14 protein-coding genes are annotated in these 16,405 nt (G+C 66.9%); 3 read left to right on the forward strand and 11 right to left on the reverse strand.

The features are described 5' to 3' along the window. Positions 1 to 200: 200 nt before the first annotated feature. The 8 genes from kduD to A7D17_RS04435 form a co-directional block, all read right to left on the reverse strand. Positions 201 to 956, reverse strand: coding sequence for a 2-dehydro-3-deoxy-D-gluconate 5-dehydrogenase KduD (gene kduD / locus A7D17_RS04400; RefSeq protein WP_064507991.1), 756 nt, complete (start codon positions 954 to 956; stop codon positions 201 to 203). Between the two features lie 178 nt (positions 957 to 1,134). Continuing rightward, entirely contained in the window at positions 1,135 to 1,989 is an 855-nt protein-coding gene (gene kduI / locus A7D17_RS04405) for a 5-dehydro-4-deoxy-D-glucuronate isomerase (RefSeq protein ID WP_064507992.1), read from the reverse strand. Between the two features lie 1,080 nt (positions 1,990 to 3,069). Next, positions 3,070 to 4,128, reverse strand: a complete 1,059-nt coding sequence (locus A7D17_RS04410; protein WP_064507993.1) for a LacI family DNA-binding transcriptional regulator — start codon at positions 4,126 to 4,128, stop codon at positions 3,070 to 3,072. A gap of 141 nt (positions 4,129 to 4,269) precedes the next feature. After that, positions 4,270 to 5,853 (reverse strand): family 43 glycosylhydrolase, encoded by a 1,584-nt coding sequence (locus A7D17_RS04415; protein WP_064507994.1) that lies wholly within the window; start codon positions 5,851 to 5,853, stop codon positions 4,270 to 4,272. 215 nt (positions 5,854 to 6,068) lie between these two features. Continuing rightward, positions 6,069 to 7,352, reverse strand: a complete 1,284-nt coding sequence (locus tag A7D17_RS04420) for a TRAP transporter large permease (RefSeq protein ID WP_064507995.1) — start codon at positions 7,350 to 7,352, stop codon at positions 6,069 to 6,071. Beyond that, entirely contained in the window at positions 7,352 to 7,873 is a 522-nt protein-coding gene (locus tag A7D17_RS04425; RefSeq protein WP_064507996.1) for a TRAP transporter small permease, read from the reverse strand. Before A7D17_RS04425 ends, A7D17_RS04420 begins: the two co-directional genes overlap by 1 nt. 10 nt (positions 7,874 to 7,883) lie before the next feature. Next, positions 7,884 to 8,882 carry a TRAP transporter substrate-binding protein gene (locus tag A7D17_RS04430; RefSeq protein WP_064507997.1) on the reverse strand — a complete coding sequence of 333 codons (999 nt, stop codon included), beginning with the start codon at positions 8,880 to 8,882 and terminating at the stop codon, positions 7,884 to 7,886. Between the two features lie 37 nt (positions 8,883 to 8,919). Further along, the gene (locus A7D17_RS04435; RefSeq protein ID WP_064507998.1) at positions 8,920 to 9,741 is read right to left on the reverse strand and encodes a 2-keto-4-pentenoate hydratase; all 822 of its coding nucleotides are present in this window, start codon (positions 9,739 to 9,741) and stop codon (positions 8,920 to 8,922) included. A 138-nt stretch (positions 9,742 to 9,879) separates the two neighbouring features. On the opposite strand from A7D17_RS04435, the gene A7D17_RS04440 reads away from it, so the two are divergent. From A7D17_RS04440 to A7D17_RS04450, 3 genes are all read left to right on the forward strand, one after another. Further along, positions 9,880 to 10,935: an alpha/beta hydrolase gene (locus A7D17_RS04440; RefSeq protein WP_064507999.1), complete on the forward strand. Its 1,056-nt coding sequence runs from the start codon at positions 9,880 to 9,882 to the stop codon at positions 10,933 to 10,935. Continuing rightward, positions 10,932 to 12,563 carry a carboxylesterase/lipase family protein gene (locus A7D17_RS04445; protein WP_064508000.1) on the forward strand — a complete coding sequence of 544 codons (1,632 nt, stop codon included), beginning with the start codon at positions 10,932 to 10,934 and terminating at the stop codon, positions 12,561 to 12,563. The genes A7D17_RS04440 and A7D17_RS04445 overlap by 4 nt, the downstream gene beginning before the upstream one ends. Before the next feature lie 187 nt (positions 12,564 to 12,750). Beyond that, the gene (locus A7D17_RS04450) at positions 12,751 to 13,728 is read left to right on the forward strand and encodes a GDSL-type esterase/lipase family protein (RefSeq protein ID WP_095522567.1); all 978 of its coding nucleotides are present in this window, start codon (positions 12,751 to 12,753) and stop codon (positions 13,726 to 13,728) included. 298 nt (positions 13,729 to 14,026) lie between these two features. On the opposite strand, the gene A7D17_RS04455 is transcribed toward A7D17_RS04450, so the two are convergent. The 3 genes from A7D17_RS04455 to A7D17_RS04465 all read right to left on the reverse strand — a co-directional run bounded on the left by A7D17_RS04455 (position 14,027) and on the right by A7D17_RS04465 (position 16,273). Continuing rightward, entirely contained in the window at positions 14,027 to 15,175 is a 1,149-nt protein-coding gene (locus A7D17_RS04455) for an aldo/keto reductase (protein WP_064508001.1), read from the reverse strand. Between the two features lie 68 nt (positions 15,176 to 15,243). Next, positions 15,244 to 15,708 carry a YfcE family phosphodiesterase gene (locus A7D17_RS04460; RefSeq protein ID WP_082861742.1) on the reverse strand — a complete coding sequence of 155 codons (465 nt, stop codon included), beginning with the start codon at positions 15,706 to 15,708 and terminating at the stop codon, positions 15,244 to 15,246. A 73-nt stretch (positions 15,709 to 15,781) separates the two neighbouring features. Next, on the reverse strand, positions 15,782 to 16,273 hold the full coding sequence (locus tag A7D17_RS04465; protein WP_161946523.1) for a DUF3916 domain-containing protein: 492 nt from the start codon (positions 16,271 to 16,273) through the stop codon (positions 15,782 to 15,784). Positions 16,274 to 16,405 lie beyond the last annotated feature (132 nt).

Below are 16,405 nucleotides of genomic sequence, written 5' to 3' on the forward strand. Positions count from 1 at the left end.
CGTAGGCGCTGGAGTGACCAAGACGCTGCGCGCCGTTGATGGCGGTTCCGGGCGGGAGGCTGCCCTCATCCGCCCTGCGGGCACCTTCTCCCGCAGGCGGGAGAAGGACACCACATCACAGCAACGCCGCACATCGCAGCAACACCACGCACGGCGGCGGCGCGCGTTGGACGCTGCGCGCCATCGCCGTGCGATCTGGATCAGCGTGCCAGCCAGCCACCGTCGACCGGGATGATGGCACCGTTGACGTAGTCCGATGCGCTGCTGGCCAGGAACACCGCAGTGCCGCCGAGGTCGGCCGGCACACCCCAGCGCGCGGCCGGGATGCGGTCCAGGATCGATTTGTTGCGGTCCTCGTCGGCACGCAGCTGCGCGGTGTTGTCGGTGGCCATGTAGCCCGGTGCGATGGCGTTGGTGGTCACGCCCTTGCTGGCCCATTCGTTGGCCAGCAGACGGGTGATGCCGGCGATGCCGGACTTGCTGGCGGTGTAGGACGGCACACGGATGCCGCCCTGGAACGACAGCATCGAGGCGATGTTGATGATCTTGCCACGGCCCTGGCCGATGAAATGGCGGCCCGCGGCCTGCGCCATGAAGAATGCCGACTTCAGGTTGACGTTGAGCACGTCGTCCCAATCCTGCTCGCTGAAATCGACCGCATCGGTGCGGCGGATCAGGCCGGCATTGTTGACCAGGATATCCAGCCCGCCCAGGCCGGCGATGGTGGCGTCGACGATGCGCTGCACCGGCTCGATGCTGATCAGGTTGGCTTCGATGGCGAGGAAGCGACGGCCCAGCGCCTTGACCTTTTCTTCGGTCTCGGTGGGTGCCTGGATGCCGGCGGCGGCGATGTCGGCGCCGGCCTGCGCCAATGCCAATGCGATGCCCTGGCCCAGGCCGGTGTTGGCACCGGTGACCAGTGCGACCTTGCCTTCGAGACTGAACGGATTGCTCATTACCTTATCGCTCCTGCTGGGTGTATCACGGTGTGAGGGGTGAACCGCGCAGCGCGCGGCAGAGTGCGTTGATGTCGTTTGGACTGCTGCGCCAACGCCTCAGGTGGAGCGCGCCGACGCTACCGGTGCCGGCCTGGATCGCAGGCGTCACCGAAGCGAACGATGGTGCGAAACCGGGTTACTTGAGCTGGCAGATGTCCAGCACGTGCATGTCGGTGTAATCGAGGTTTTCGCCGCCCATCGCCCAGATGAAGGCGTAGTTGCTGGTGCCGGCGCCCATGTGGATGGACCACGGCGGCGACACCACCGCTTCGTTGTTCTGGATCACGATGTGGCGCTGCGCGTCGGGCTCGCCCATGAAGTGATAGACGCGGTCGTTGGCACCCAGGTCGAAATAGAAATACACCTCGCTGCGGCGGTCGTGCAGATGCGGCGGCATGGTGTTCCAGACACTGCCCGGCTTGAGCACGGTCAGGCCCAGCAGCAGCTGCGAGGACTGGCAGGTGGCCGGCACGATGTACTGGTAGATGGTGCGCTCGTTGCTGGTTTCCAGCGCGCCACGGTCCAGCGCCACCGCGTCCTTGATCGACAGCTGTTTGGTTTCAAAGCGCGCATGCGCCGGCGTGGACGCCAGGTAGAACTGCGCCGGGTTGGCGGCATCAGCCGAGGCGAAGCTGACATCGGTGCTGCCCATTGCCACGTACAGCCCGTCCTTCGGCCCCAGCGTGTAGGCGGTGCCATCCACGGTGACCGTGCCGGCGCCGGCACCCACGTTGATGACGCCTAGTTCGCGCCGCTCCAGGAACGGGTGGCCCGCTGCGGACGCGGGTTCAGTCTGCCTCGGCAGCTCCAGCGTCCTGCCGACCGGCGCGGCGCCACCGAGCACGAAGCGCTCGTAGTGGGTGTATTTGAGGGTCACCGCATCGTCCACGAACAGGCCGTCGAGCAGATAGAGCTCGCGCAGGTCGTCGTTGCTGGCGCCCTTGATGGCGTCTGGATGGGTGGCGTAATGGGTTTTGCAGTACAGGGACATGCGCCTCTCCGGTGACAAGCGGGTGGGGTCGTGGGCTTGCACCGGGCTAGTCTACCGGCTCTGGTTAACCGGTGTCATTGCGCAGTGCACGATAGTTGCGTGGCAGCGTGCCAGCGTGGGAATTCCTTCTCCCCTCGGGAGAAGCTGGCGCGTAGCGTCGGATGAGGGCACGAGGCTGCGCGCGGTGTTGGGTGCGGGGCTTGATTGGTTGGGTAGAGGCTTATGTGAGCGCCTACCTCAGCGCACGGCTGAGCTTTCAGATGGCTGTTTGCCGTCGTGCCCTCACCCCAACTCCTGCTCCGCGCCCCGGCCCACGCTTGCGGCGCGGGCGCTCCAAGGCACGCGCGCCCGTGGCACGCAAGCCGTGCCTCCTCGCCCCGCGCGCGGGACAGGGGCTTCACGGCAGCACTCGGCGGACTGGCCTTTCTCCGCGTGCGACTGTCTTCCTCCGCCTGCCACTGCCTTCCTTCGCCTGCCACTGCCTTCCCCCGCCTGCCACTGCCTTCCCCCGCCTGCGGGGGAAGGTGCCCGAAGGGCGGATGGGGGCCAGCGGTTGGCCGATCGAGCCAGCTGTTCTCACCTGACCGGCACAACGCCCTGCGGGTGAAGCGGAGTGTCGGGTGCGCAGCTTGCGCGGTGAGGCGTGTCCTGGCGCGTTTCCAGCGCATGCCTACGTGGTGCTCAGGTGGCTGTCTGCCGCCGTGCCCTCACCCCAACCCCCGCTCTGCGCCCCGGCCCACGCTTGCGGCGCGGGCGCTCCAAGGAACGCGCCCGTGGCGCGCAAGCCGTGCCTTCTCGCCCCGCGCGCGGGAGAGAGGCTTCACGGCAGCACTCGGTGGACTGGCCTTTCTCCGCTTGCGACTGTCTTCCTCCGCCTGCCACTGCCTTCCTTCGCCTGCCACTGCCTTCCCCCGCCTGCGGGGGAAGGTGCCCGAAGGGCGGATGGGGGCCAGCTGTTGGCCGATCGAGCCAGCTGTTCTCACCCTGTTGGGCACAACGCCCTGCAAGGTGGAGCGGAAGGCCGGAACCGTGGGGCGCGGCGCGCGGCCCTCAATCTTCCGGCGCGGCACGGCGTAGTACTCAATCTTCCGGCGGTTGGCAGGAGTCGCGCACGATCAGGTGCGGGCGCACGCTGGCAGTGGGGAGTTGCGGGGCGTTGTCGGGCTGGATCAGCATCGCCGCGGCAGTACGCCCGGTGTCACGGGTGTGGCGGCGCACCGAGGTCAGCGGTGGCCACAACCGTGAGGCCAGCGAGCTGTCGTCGTAGCCGATCACCGACAGCTGGCGCGGAATGCTGATACCTGCGCGCAGCGCCACCTTGTAGATACCGGCGGCCATTTCGTCGTTACCGGTGAAGATGGCGGTGGGGCGCTTCTTGCCCAGCAGCAGCTTTTCGGCCGCGGCCACGCCCGATTCGAAGGTGTAGCCGGCTTCGACGATGCGTTCGGGCGGCAGTTCGATGCCGCGCCGGGTCAGCGCGTCGGCAAAGCCGGAGGTGCGCTCGATCGAGGAGCGGTAGGCGCTGGGGCCGGTGACCAGGGCGATATCGCGGTGGCCGAGCGAGAGCAGGTAGTCGGCCGCTTCCGCTGCGCCGTCGCGGTCGTGGGTGATGACCGTCTGCGAGGTGGTGTCCAGCGCGATCGAGGCGATGCGGGTGTAGCGGCAGCCGATCTCGGCCAGCATGTCGGCCAGCGCCTGGTCCTCGGAGGCGCGCGGCACCAGGATCACCCCGTGCAGCTTCTGCGCCTGCGCAAACCGGCGCACGCCTTCGATGTAGCCGGGGCTGCGGCTGTCGCAAGGGTGCACCACCAGCTCGAAACTGGAGCCGCGCAGCGCGTCCAGCGCGCCGTACTGCATGTCCACGATGTACTGCGCAGTGGGGTTGTCGTAGACCATGCCGATCAGGAACGAGCGCCGGAACGCCAGCCCGCGCGCCAGCGGGTCGGGCGCGTAGCCGACCTCGCGCATCAGCGCTTCGACCTTCTCGCGGGTGTCCTGGCGCACCAGCGGCGAGTTGTTGATGATCCGCGACACGGTCTTCTTGGACACGCCCGACATCCGTGCGATGTCGTTGATCGTGGCGACCTTGCCCTTCGGCAGGCCGGGCATTCCCTCTTCAGGCATCTTGCGGGCGGGCATAGCGGTCAACCAGTGAAGTTGATTGGATTCTACCGGCCAGACGGCCGGCAGACCTGAGCGAAGCCTGCCGCCACCCCGGACCCGCCGCGCAAGGCACCCCGCCGCAGGTATCGCGGCAGCATGCCCGGCGATGCAGAACGGTCAGTCCAGGGCGCGGTAGCGGAAGTTGCGGAACTCCACCTGGCCATCGCCTGCGGCATACAGCGCAGGCTTCAGGGCCAGGAACTTGCCGGCCACGTTGTGGTGGTAGCCGGACACTTCCATCTGCACCGGGTACTTGGTCCACGCCTTGCCGTCGGTGCTGCTGTGGATGGTGACGATGTGGCGGTTGTTGGTGACCCGCAGCCACAGGGTGCCACCGGTGGCACTGGGGGCCAGCGTGCCGGGGCGTTCCTCGCCGTAGCGGTGCATGACGAAATTCTCGCCATTGCTGCCCACGCCGGCGTAGAGCTTGTCGCTGTAGAACAGCAGCGCCCCGCCCTGCCCACCCGGTGCCACGGTCATCTGCACCTCGAACTGGTAGGCCTGGTCGGTGGCGATCACCGTCAGCGGCGAGGCATTGCGCGGGGCGCTGCCCTTGCCCTGCAGGCGCAACACGCCATCGCCCACCTGCAGGCGCTTGGCCTCGTCGGCGGCGGGGTTGAAGAACGCCCACTGCGGGCCCAGCGTGCTGGCGCGGAAGTCGTCCGACAACGCCAGGCCGTGTTGCAGGGCCTGGCCGCTGGGCTTTTTCAGCGGTTTGCCCAGATCCCCACCCTTGGCGACGAACCAGCCGTCCGGGGTCCATTCGATCGGGTCCAGCAAGGCCTGCCGGCCCAGCGTCCAGTAGCCGTGCTCGTAGCCGTGGTAGAGCATCCACCAGCGTTTGTCGGTGCCTTCCACCAGCGTGGCGTGGCCACGCGACCACCACGGCTCGTCGGCACTCTTGGTGCGGGTGATCGGGTTGTTGGGCGCGTTCTGCCAGGGGCCGTGGATCGAACGCGAACGCGCGGTGATCACCATGTGCCCGGTCGGCGGGCCGGCGGTGCCGCCCACGGCGGTGGTCATGTAGTACCAGCCGTTGTGGCGGGTGATCTTGGGGCCTTCCTGCGCGTAGCCTTCCACGTCCCAGCTTTCCGGGTACTTCCAGCCGTCGTAGACGTGCCTGGGCGTGCCGACCACGGTCAGGCCGTCGTCGGACAGCTGCACGTAATCGCCGCCGCTCAGGAACAGGTAGCGCTTGCCGTCTTCGCCCACGGCATGGCCGGGGTCGATGTACTTGCCCAGACCGATGTCGATCGGCTTGCTCCATGGGCCCTTGATGTCATCGGCCCACACCACGTAGTTGCTGCGCTCGCCCTGGTCGCCGCGGCGGGCCGGGAAGTAGATGTAGTAGCGCGTGCCGTGCTTGATCAGGTCCGGCGCCCAGATCGCGCCGACGTTCTGGGTGATGGCGTGGCCCAGCGGCTGCCAGTTGACCACATCGCGCGAATGCCAGATCGGCAGGCCGGGATACGCGTCGAACGAGGACAGCGTGAGGTAGTAATCGTCGCCGTCCTTGAGCACCGACGGGTCGGGGTGGTCGCCGGCCAGCACCGGATTGAGGAAGGTGCCGTCGCCCTGATCGGCAATGCGCTGATGTTCGATGCCGCGCTTCCAGTCGGCCGCGCCACTCAGGCCGGCGCACAGCAACAATCCGGCGGCAACCAGCCAACGCAGCCGAGGTGGGGTGATACGCACACGCATGCTGTCTCCTAGTCCCCAACGGGTGGGGCGATGCGGTCACCGGCAGGCAATGCCACCGGTTAACCGAATGAGGCGGAAGTCTGCCGCCAGCAGCAACGTCCTGCACGCTAGGCAAGGCGTCGCACGTGCCGGGCAGGCGGGGGATCGAGCGGCATCACCTGCCGCATCGATCACGCCCGTCCACCAGGCACCCGATCGCTCAGCGCGTCATGGCCTCAGGCGCGCAGCGCGCGTGGCAGCCACAACGACAGCTCCGGGAAGAACGCCACGATCAACAGCACGCACAGTGCGGCCAGCCAGAACGGCCAGATGGTGCGCATGCTCTGGGCAACGGTGATCTGCCCGATGGAGGTGCCGATGAACAACACCGAGCCGATCGGCGGGGTGATCAAGCCGATACCGCCGGCCAGCACCATCACCAGGCCGAAGTGGATCGGGTCGATGCCATAGGCCTTGACCACCGGCAGGAAGATCGGCGTGCAGATCAGGATCTTCGGTGCCAGGTCCATGAACATGCCCAGCAACAGCAGCATCACCACGATCATCAGCAGCACGGTGTTCTTGCTGTCGGCGATGGCCTGCAGGAACTTCACCGCCGCGGCCGGCACCTGCAGGTACGCCAGCAACCAGCCGAATACCGCAGCGGTGGCGATCACGAACAGGATCACGCCGGTGGTGCGCGCAGCATGCGTCACGGCGGCGAAGAACTCGGCCCAGCGCAACTGGCGATACAGCAGCGCGGTAACGATCAAGGCGTACACCACCGCAATCGCCGCGCTCTCCACCGCAGTGAAAATACCCGCACGAATACCGATGAAGATCAACGCCACCAGGCCCAGCCCCGGCAACGCACCGAACAGGCGCAAGGCCACCGCACGCCAGCCCGGGAAGGGCTCGGTGCCGTAACCGCGGTGGCGCGCCACCGCATAGCCGGTGACCATCATCGCGGCGGTCATCAGCAGCGCCGGCACGATGCCGGCCGCGAACAGATCGGCAATCGACAGGCCGCCACCGGCCGCTGCAGAGAACAGGATCAGGTTGTGCGAGGGTGGTACCAGCAACGCCACCAGCGCAGCGGTCATGCTCACGTTCACCGCGTAGTCGCGGTCGTAGCCGCGCTTGATCATCTGCGGAATCATGGTGCCGCCGACTGCCGAGACGTCGGCAATCGCCGAGCCGGACACGCCACCGAAGAACAACGACGACAGCACGCTGACCTGACCCAGGCCGCCGCGCACGCGCCCCACCAGCGACGACGCCAGCGCGATCAAACGTTCGGAAATGCCACCGCGCAACATCAGCTCGCCGGCAAAGATAAACAGCGGAATCGCAATCAGCGACGCCGAGCCGCTACCGGCGGAAATCTGCTGCACCAGCACCACCGTGGGCAGGTCCAGATACAGCAAGGTGGCCAGTGCGGCCGCGCCCAAGGCGTAGGCCACCGGCACGCCGATCAGCAGCAGCACCACGAAGGTTCCCAACAACATCGCGATGCCCATCAGCGCACTCCTCCGGCTTGGATCGGGCGCAGCACACGCCACAACTTGTACAAGGCAAACAGCACCATCAGCGCACCGCCGATGGACAACGGCAGGTAGTTGATGCTCTGCGGCATCTGCGCGCCGGCCATCTTGATGTCCAGGCCATCGATCAGCAGCGCCGCGCTCCACCGCGCCAACACCGCGCCGATGGCGATGATCATCAGCGGGCGAATCAGTTCGAACAGCTTGCGCACCAATGGCGGCACGTGTTCGCCCAGCAGATAGAAACCGAAGTGGCGGTTGGTGTGCACACCGGCGGCGGCGCCCAGGCTCAGCGCGGTGCTCAGCAGCAGCAGCGTCACCGGTTCGGTCCAGCTGGGCGAGTCGTTGAGCACGTAGCGGGTGAACACCTGCCAGCCCTGCACGACCACCAGGCCCAGCAGCGCCAGCGATGCAACGCCAATGGCAATATCGGAAACGCGGTCCAGCGCGCGCTGCATCGGCGCGACCGGGACGGCGACGGTCTCGGGTTCGGTCATCGGGATACCTCTATGCGAAATCGCGGATGCGGCGGTACAGCGCTTCGATCTCCGGCTGCTGGCGGTACTCGGCCAGCAGCGGGGCGGCGGCGGCGCGGAACGCCGGCATGTCGACCTGGTTGAGCTTCACGCCGTAGTCAATCACCTGCTTGCGCGCGACCGTTTCCGACGCATCCCACAACTGGCGCATCACCGGCACCGACGCACGCGCCAGTTCCACCACCAGGCCACGATCGGCCGGGCTCAGCGATTCGAAGCTCTTGCGCGACATCACCAGAATATCCGGCGCGTAGGAATGCTCGCTCTGCGACCAGTAGTGCGCGGCCTCGAAATGACGGCTGGACTGGAAGCTGCGCATATTGTTTTCCGCACCGTCGATCATGTGCGTTTCCATCGCCGAGAACGTCTCGCCCAGCGACATCGGCGTGGGATTGGCGCCCAGCATGCGCATCAGCTTGAGAAAGATGTCCGACGAGGCCACGCGCAATTTCAGGCCCTTGAGATCTTCCGGGCGGTGCAGCGGGTGCTTGGTGTTGTAGAAGCAGCGCGCGCCCGAATCGTAGATCGCCAGGCCCACCAGATCGCGCTGTTCGAAGCTGCGCAGGATGCTGTCGCCGACATGCCCGTCGATGACGCGGCGCAGATGCGGCACCGAGTCGAACACGTACGGCAGGCACAGCGCCTGGGTGAGCGGAAAGGTGTTGTTCAACGCACCCGAATACACGCGGGTGATGTCGATGGCGCCGAAGCGCGCCATGTCGATCGCCTCCGACTCGCGACCCAGCTGGCCGGAGTGGTACTGGCGCAGTTTGAGCCGGCCGTTGGTGCGCGCTTCGAGCTGTTTGCCGAACCACCGCACCGCCTCCACGGTGGGGTAGTCGCCGACGTGCACATCGGTGGCGGTGAGCAACTGCCCGCCGGGGATCGGCGTGGTGGCGCCGGCATCCAACCAGGGGCCGGCGGCGGCGGCGCCGAGCCCGGCACCGAGGAAATGTCTGCGTGTGATCATTGGCGCCCTCCCAAGCGTCTGGTCACCGAGTCCGCGCTTAGCTGGCGGACACGGCCGTACAGGAAATGTCGCCGATGCCGGCGAAGCGAATCAGGGCATGCTGTCCCACTTCGATGTCATGGATACCGGTGGCATTGCCCGTGGCAATGAGATCACCGCGCTTGAGTGGACGCCCGCGCTGAGCCGAACGGCTGAGTGCAAATGCGTAGGCCGCACGCAATCCGCCCGGCAGCGTGGTGGCGCCACCGGTGCCCACCACCTGGTCGTCGATCAGCGTTTCGGCGGTCAGCGCGGTTTCCTCGCGGCCCAGCCAATCGGTGACTTCCGGCCCCAGGATCAGCCCGTTGTTGTTGCCGAAATCCGAAATCACCACCCGTGGACCCAGTTTGTTGATGGTGGCCAGCGGGCTGCTGGCGATCTCCACGCCAATGAACAGCGTTGCCGGCAGCGCAGCGGCCTCGTCCGGGGTGTAGTGGGTCTTGTCGGTGGGGGCATCGGCCTCCAGGCGCAGCACGTACTCGGCTTCCACCGCACCGAAGCCGCCGACATAGATCGGAAATTCGGTTGTTCCACCGGTAGCATTCCAGAGCTTCTGAGAGAAGATCGGGCCGAGCAGACGTTCGTCGCCAGAGGCATCGCGGCGCTCGGCGGCGATGTAGCCCACCTTCCAGCCGACCACCTGGTCGTGCCACTGGCTGATGGCGATGTCCTGCACCTGGTAGGCGGTCACCAGATCGGCGGGAATTTGCCCGGGAAAATCGGGTAGCGAAGCCCCGGCACGGCGTGCCTCCACAAAGCGCTGGGCGATGTCGGACAGCGCGGATGTGGACGTTGGCGGGGTGGCGGCGTCGTTGCTCAAGGGTGTCTCCCTGATAGGTGTTTTGTTGCACTGCCAATCGACAGCGGCACGGTGTGCTGTATATGGTAAACCGGTGTCATTGGCAATGTGCAGTGCGACATTGTGACCGCGATACCGAAGTGGCCCTGGGAGGGGTAGATGCAGCAGACACGCCAGAAACACCTTGGAAACCAGGCAGTGCGGGCCCTGCGCCGCTGCCTGGGCGCGACCCTGGCGGTGCTGGCAATGGCCAGCGTGCCGGCCTGGTCGGCAGAGCGCGCCAGCGCCGATACCGCCGCCGAGCAGGCCAGCCGGATCGCGCTGTGGCCGCGGGCGATGGCACCGGGGGACACCCCATTGCCGCAGCCGCAGCGCATCGTGGACCGCAGCAGCGATGACGCCCTGCCCGACCGCTACATCCAGAACATCAGCCAACCCTACCTGGTGGTCTACCGCCCCAGGCGGCCCAACGGCACCGCGTTGCTGGTCACGCCCGGCGGCGGCTACCAGCGCATCGTGCTGGACAACGAAGGCAGCGCCCTGATGCCGGGCTTCGTCGGCCAGGCCGGCATCACCTTGTTCGTGCTGCGCTACCGGCTACCCGGCGAAGGCCACCCGAACGGCGCCGACGTGCCGCTGGCCGATGCGCAGCGCGCGCTGCGGCTGATCCGCGCCAATGCGGCGCGTTATGGCATCGATGCGCACCGGGTCGGGGTGATGGGGTTTTCGGCCGGTGGTCATGTCGCCGCCAGCCTGGCCACGCGCTATGCCGCGCAGGTGTATCCGGCACAGGATGCCGCCGATACGCTGAGCGCCCGGCCGGACTTCGCGCTGTTGATCTACCCGGTGATCGACATGGACAGCGCCAACGCGCATCCGGGCTCGCGCGAGCGCCTGCTCGGTAACACGCCCAGCGCAGCGCAGGTGAGTGCGTATTCGCCGCAACTGCATGTGGATGCGCGCACCCCGCCCACGTTTTTGCTGCACGCCCAGGACGACACCGTGGTGCCGGTACGCAACAGCCTGCTGATGCACGACGCACTGCTGCGTGCCGGTGTGCCCAGCGAGCTGCATGTGTTTCCGCAGGGCGGCCATGGCTTCGGCACCGACCGCATCGCCGGGCTGACCCTGGCCGCCTGGCCGCAACTGGCGCAGGCCTGGATTGCCCATCTCACCACGCCACCGGCATCGGCGAAGAAGGATGCCGGGCGATGAGCGCACCCCGCGCGCCCGACCCGCGCCGCCGCACGCTGCTGCAGGGTGGCCTGCTTGCGACCGCCGTGGCTGCCTTGCCCGGCGTTGCCGCAGCCGCCACAGCGCCAATACCAGCGCCGCCACGCGACGACAGCGCACCGCTGGCACACCTGCGCAGCGGCACCGTGCGCGGCCTGCGCGATGCAGGCGTCTGCGTGTTCAAGGGCATCCCGTACGGCAGCGACACCGGCGCGCGGCGCTTCCAGGCCCCGCTGCCGGAAGCGCCCTGGCAGGGCGTGCGCGATGCCAGTGGATTCGGCGCCGCCGCCCCGCAACCCAAGGCCAGCGAACCGACCAGCGAAGACTGCCTGTTCCTCAATGTGTGGACCCCGGCCCTGCGCGATGGCGGCAGGCGGCCGATCCTGTTCTACATCCACGGTGGCGGCTACACCACCGGCTCCGGCAGCGACCCGCTCTACGACGGCGTGCGCCTGTGCAAACGCGGCGACGTGGTGGTGATCACCGTCAATCACCGGCTCAACCTGTTCGGTTACCTGTCACTGGCGCAACTGGGCGACGCCAGCTTTGCCGATTCGGGCAATGCCGGCCAGCTGGACCTGATCCAGGCGCTGCACTGGGTGCGCCGGCATGCGGCTGAATTCGGTGGCGACGCCGGCAATGTCACCGTATTCGGCCAGTCCGGCGGCGGCGCCAAGATCGCCACGCTGATGGCGATGCCGGCCGCACGTGGGTTGTTCCATCGCGCCTGGACCATGAGCGGGCAGCAGGTCACCGCGGCAGGGCCTCGCGCCGCCACCCAGCGCGCGCAGCTGCTGCTGGATGCATTGAAGATTGCGCCGGCCGATCTGGCGCGCCTGCGCAGCGTGCCGGTGGCGCAGCTGCTGGCTGCTGCGCAAGTACGCGACCCCTCGCGGGTGGAAAACAGTGCGTTGTATTTTGGCCCGGTGCTGGATGCGCGCAACCTGCCGGTGCATCCGTTCTGGCCCACCGCACCGCTGCAGTCGGCCGCCATTCCGATGGTGATCGGCAACACCCGCGATGAAACGCGCGCGTTTCTCGGCAACGATGCGAAAAACTTCGCACTCAGCTGGGACGAGTTACCGGCCAAGCTGGAAGCCCAACAGTACGTGGACCTGTTGCCGCAGGTGGTGATTGCCGAATACCGCCGGCTGTATCCGCACTCTTCGCCGTCGGAGGTGTTCTTTGCCGCCACCACGGCCGGGCGCTCCTGGCGCGGCGCGGTCGAAGAGGCCGAAGCGCGCGCACGCCAGGGCGCACCGACCTGGGTGTACCAGCTGGATTGGGGATCGCCACTGGATGGCGGCAAGTTCGGCGCCTTCCACACGCTGGATATTCCGCTGGTGTTCGACACGATTGCCCAGCCCGGCTCGCGCACCGGCGACAGCGCCGATGCGCAGCGCATGGCCGACCAGATGAGCGCTGCCTTGCTCGCGTTCGTGCGCCACGGCGATCCCAATCAACGCGGCCTGCCGCGCTGGAAGCCGTATTCGCTGGAGCGTCGCGAAACGCTGTTGTTCGATGTACCGAGCCGGCTGGCCAACGACCCGCGCGGCGGCGAACGACGGCTCTACCAACAGGCCCCCTTCATCCAGCGCGGGACGTTTTGACCAGGTACCGGTTTGGAAAAACCAACAGACGTGCCAGATGGTCATCACTCGCACGAGGACGTTTGTGCGGTGAAACGCCAGGGAGCCCCTGATACATGCCAGTTCAGCACCGGCCGCGCCCTGACTGCGCTATGCAACCGCGTTTATCCGATCTTGCAGCAGTATTGATTCGATCTTGAGGTGATCCATGCGTCATGACTCCGTTGTTTTATCGCTGCTGCTGCTGACTGCGCTGGCAGCTGCAGGCCTTCCGTTCGCTGATGCAACTGCCGCCGTGGTCGAAACCCCGCTCGCCACGGCGTCCGCCACCGACAGTTCAAGCAGCAACGCACCTGCCGCAACAGCTACGTTCGCCGCCAGCAAGATTGTGCTGGTGGGCGATTCCACCACCGCCGTGCAGGGAGGTTGGGGGCCGAGTTTCTGCGCGCAGCATGTGACCTCGTTCCTGAGCTGCGTGAACCTGGCCCGCGGCGGTCGCAGCACCTCCAACTACCGTGCCGAAGGCTCGTGGGACATTGCGCTCAAGGAGTTGCGCGGCGGCGGTTACCAGCAGGTGGTGGTGCTGATCCAGTTCGGCCACAACGACCAGCCCGGCAAGCCGGGGCGTTCGACCGACCTGGCAACCGAATTTCCCGCCAACCTGCGCCGCTACGTTGCCGAGGCGCGTGCTGCCGGCGCCGTGCCGGTGCTGGTGACGCCGTTGACGCGCAGGCAGTTCGACCGCGGCCAGTTGCTGGATGACCTGGGCCCCTGGGCCCATGCCACGCGTGCGGTGGCGCGCGAACTGCAGGTGCCGCTGATCGATCTGCACGCGCGCAGCCGCGCGCTGGTGCAGGGCATGGGCCCGGTGCTGGCAATGCGCCTGGCGCAGCGCCCGGCAGATCCGCAGCAGGTCATCGCTGCGCAGTCGGGCACCACCATCGGCAAGACGCCGGCGCAGACGCTGCCGTCGTCATCGTCAAAAATGCCTGAAGGCGCCAGCGCGGCTGCGGCTAGCGTGGCTGCCACTGCAAAGGACAACGCACGGGCAGAACCCATGGGCCAGGCCAAACTTGCATTCGACTACACGCATCTTGGCCCCGAGGGCGCCGATGTCTTTGCGGCGATCGTTGCCGACGAGTTGGCAACACAGGTGCCTGCCTTGCGACCGCTGTTGATCCTGTGATGCGTGCAGGCTAGCTGCGCTTGGCATGATCAGAAACGTGACGCGCAATGACGCTGAGGTCGTCCCCAGGCGTGCAGAGTGGGATTGCCGCAATCCACCGCCCATCGGGGACGTGCACGCTTGTTGCGTCCCCTCATCCGCCCCTTCGGGGCACCTTCTCCCCCCATGAAGGAGGGACACTGTCCCGGTGGGAGAAGGAAATGCAGCGTGGCTGCGCTTTGGTGGACGCAGCGCACGAGCACCGACCGCGCCCGCCTCGGCCGCCGCGCAGAGGTCAGGCGCTCCACGCATCATGCCTTCAACGCGCAACAGGCACCGGTGCATCCGCCTCGATCACCTTCTCGCGCTTGAGCTCTTCCCACAGCGCCGCCGGAATTGCCACGCGCATCGATGCTGCATTGGCGCTGGCCTGCTCGGCCGTGCGGGCACCCGGAATCACCGCCGACACCACCTTCGGTGCAGCCGCGAACTGCAGCGCCACGGTGCGCAGATCCACGCCGTGCCGCTCGCAGATCGCCATGGCCTTCTGTCGTGTGGCCGGCGCCCATTCCGGCACGGTGCCGTCGTAGAGATAGCGCTCGCGCCCGGCCAGGTAGCCGGCCAGCAGTGGCGCGCCCACCACCACCGAGGCGCCATGCCTGGCGATCTTCGGAAAGGTGTCGTGCAAGGCCTGCGCGTGGTCGAGCAACGAGTATTGGCAGGCCAGCAGGAAGATATCCGGGTCGGCCTCTTCGATCGCGCGCAACGCAGGCTCGGGGCGATTGACGCCGAAACCCCAGGCCTTGATCAGGCCCTCCTTGCGCATCCTGGTCAGCTCCGGCATCGCACCCTTGGCCGCTTCGGCGAAGCGTTGCTCCCACGGCATGCCCAGGTCTTTTTCGTTATCCGGCGACAGGTCGTGGATGTAGACGATATCGATCTGCGACACGCCCAGGCGCTGCAGGCTGTCTTCGATCGAACGCCGCACGCCGGCGGCACTGTAGTCGTAGCGGTAGTCGAATGGCGAGGGCTGCACCCACATCGTCTTGGGCAGCTTGCTGGTGGCGGTCAGCAACCGACCGACCTTGGTGGAGAGCACATAGTCCTCGGCACGGCGGGTGTGCAGATGGTGGCCCATGCGCCGCTCCGACAGACCCAGCCCGTACCATGGCGAGGTATCGAAATGACGCACGCCCGATTCCCACACCGCCGCCAGGGTCTGCTCGCTCTGCGCATCGCTGGTGGGCGCAAAGCCGTTGCCGATCGCCACACCGCCAAAGCCAAGGCGCGTGCCCGGCCGATAGCGCACGGTCTTGTCTGGCGGATTGGTCGGCAAGGGCGCGGTAGAGGCCTTGCCGCGTGTGGGCATCACGCTGCCGGGTGCAGATGGGTTCGCCATCAGCGGAGCGGCGGCCAGGGCCGCGGTGCCGGCAGCGGCGGCGGAGAGAAATTGGCGACGGGTGTTCATGGAAACTCCTGGCAACAACGCAAGGCCGCAGGATGGCCCCGCCAGCGTGCATGCCAGGTCAGCGATCCCTAGCGCAGCTCCAGCAACTGCAACTGCGCACGCGGCGCGCCATCGCCCACCCACAGCTGCGCCACGCTGACAGGCAGGCTGAAGCGGCGCGGACCTGCACTGCCCGGATTGAGGTACAGCACGCCTTCGCGCGTGTGGATCGCCGGTTTGTGCGAATGACCGCTGACAATCACATCCGCCTGCACCTGCGGTGCCAGTGTCTTCAGATCGTGCAGCACATGGATACGCACACCTGCGATCTGCAGATCCAGCGTCTGTGGCAGGCCAACCGCCCAGGGCTGGTCATCGACATTGCCCGCAATGACGTGCAGCGGCGCCAGGGCCTGCAGCGCCTCGAGCACCTGCGGCTTGCCGACATCGCCGGCGTGGATGATCTGCGCGCAGCCGCTGAGCGCGGCGAGTGCCTCGGGCCGCAACAGCCCGTGGGTGTCGGAGATCACACCGATGCGTAGCGATGCAGACATGGCAACCTCGCGCATCCAGCGCTTTGATGGCGGCTATCCCGGCGTCTGGCGTGGAAGGATCGCAGAACGCGCATTACGCCACCTCACCGTAAAACCAATGCTCACTCACGTAGCGGGTCCAGGGATCGTTGGATGCACTGTAGTTCAGTTGCGTGCCGCGCTCCGTCATGCCGGGGCCCAGCGATAACCCCCATTCGGCTGCCAGGCTGCGTCCGGGGATAGGCGCTTGGTCGCCGTACTCACTCGTACAGGCATCGACCTGGCTGCGGTAGTACGCCTGATCCAGATAGATGCAGAGCTCACTGGTAAACATCTCCGGAAGTGCAATCAGGCACGTCACCCGGTACTCGGCTGCCCACATCGGCTTGGCCGCAATCAGCGCGGCGCATGCGGTGATCAGTCCTTGCGCGCACTGACGTTGCACCTCCAGACGCGCGTGATCGCCTTCGATCAGGTCGGCGTCGAGCGCGATCTTGTCGTTGAAGTAATGCGGATTGCCGCTCAGTGTTCGCCGGCTCGGAAGCCTCCCCGAAAAGCCATCGACCCAGCGACGAAACTCCCACAACGCGGCGACACGGGAGGGAACGTACCGACGGTGTCGTTGAACGCTTACCGGCTGCACAGGGGCAACGTCCGGGTGGAACGCGTGGTTGAGCAATGCAAAACGATCGGCATGGAGATGGAGTCATACGATGGC

The organism is Xanthomonas floridensis (assembly GCF_001642575.1).
Taxonomy (GTDB): Bacteria; Pseudomonadota; Gammaproteobacteria; order Xanthomonadales; family Xanthomonadaceae; genus Xanthomonas; species Xanthomonas floridensis.

Excerpts from the sequence above, each read along its gene's own strand:
- A7D17_RS04440 (WP_064507999.1), top strand. The coding sequence starts at position 9,880 with ATGCAGCAGACACGCCAGAAACACCTTGGAAACCAGGCAGTGCGGGCC.
- A7D17_RS04460 (WP_082861742.1), bottom strand. The coding sequence starts at position 15,708 with ATGTCTGCATCGCTACGCATCGGTGTGATCTCCGACACCCACGGGCTG.
- kduI (WP_064507992.1), bottom strand. The coding sequence starts at position 1,989 with ATGTCCCTGTACTGCAAAACCCATTACGCCACCCATCCAGACGCCATC.
- A7D17_RS04455 (WP_064508001.1), bottom strand. The coding sequence starts at position 15,175 with ATGAACACCCGTCGCCAATTTCTCTCCGCCGCCGCTGCCGGCACCGCG.
- kduD (WP_064507991.1), bottom strand. The coding sequence starts at position 956 with ATGAGCAATCCGTTCAGTCTCGAAGGCAAGGTCGCACTGGTCACCGGT.
- A7D17_RS04445 (WP_064508000.1), top strand. The coding sequence starts at position 10,932 with ATGAGCGCACCCCGCGCGCCCGACCCGCGCCGCCGCACGCTGCTGCAG.
- A7D17_RS04450 (WP_095522567.1), top strand. The coding sequence starts at position 12,751 with ATGCGTCATGACTCCGTTGTTTTATCGCTGCTGCTGCTGACTGCGCTG.
- A7D17_RS04410 (WP_064507993.1), bottom strand. The coding sequence starts at position 4,128 with ATGCCCGCCCGCAAGATGCCTGAAGAGGGAATGCCCGGCCTGCCGAAG.
- A7D17_RS04420 (WP_064507995.1), bottom strand. The coding sequence starts at position 7,352 with ATGGGCATCGCGATGTTGTTGGGAACCTTCGTGGTGCTGCTGCTGATC.
- A7D17_RS04415 (WP_064507994.1), bottom strand. The coding sequence starts at position 5,853 with ATGCGTGTGCGTATCACCCCACCTCGGCTGCGTTGGCTGGTTGCCGCC.
- A7D17_RS04425 (WP_064507996.1), bottom strand. The coding sequence starts at position 7,873 with ATGACCGAACCCGAGACCGTCGCCGTCCCGGTCGCGCCGATGCAGCGC.
- A7D17_RS04430 (WP_064507997.1), bottom strand. The coding sequence starts at position 8,882 with ATGATCACACGCAGACATTTCCTCGGTGCCGGGCTCGGCGCCGCCGCC.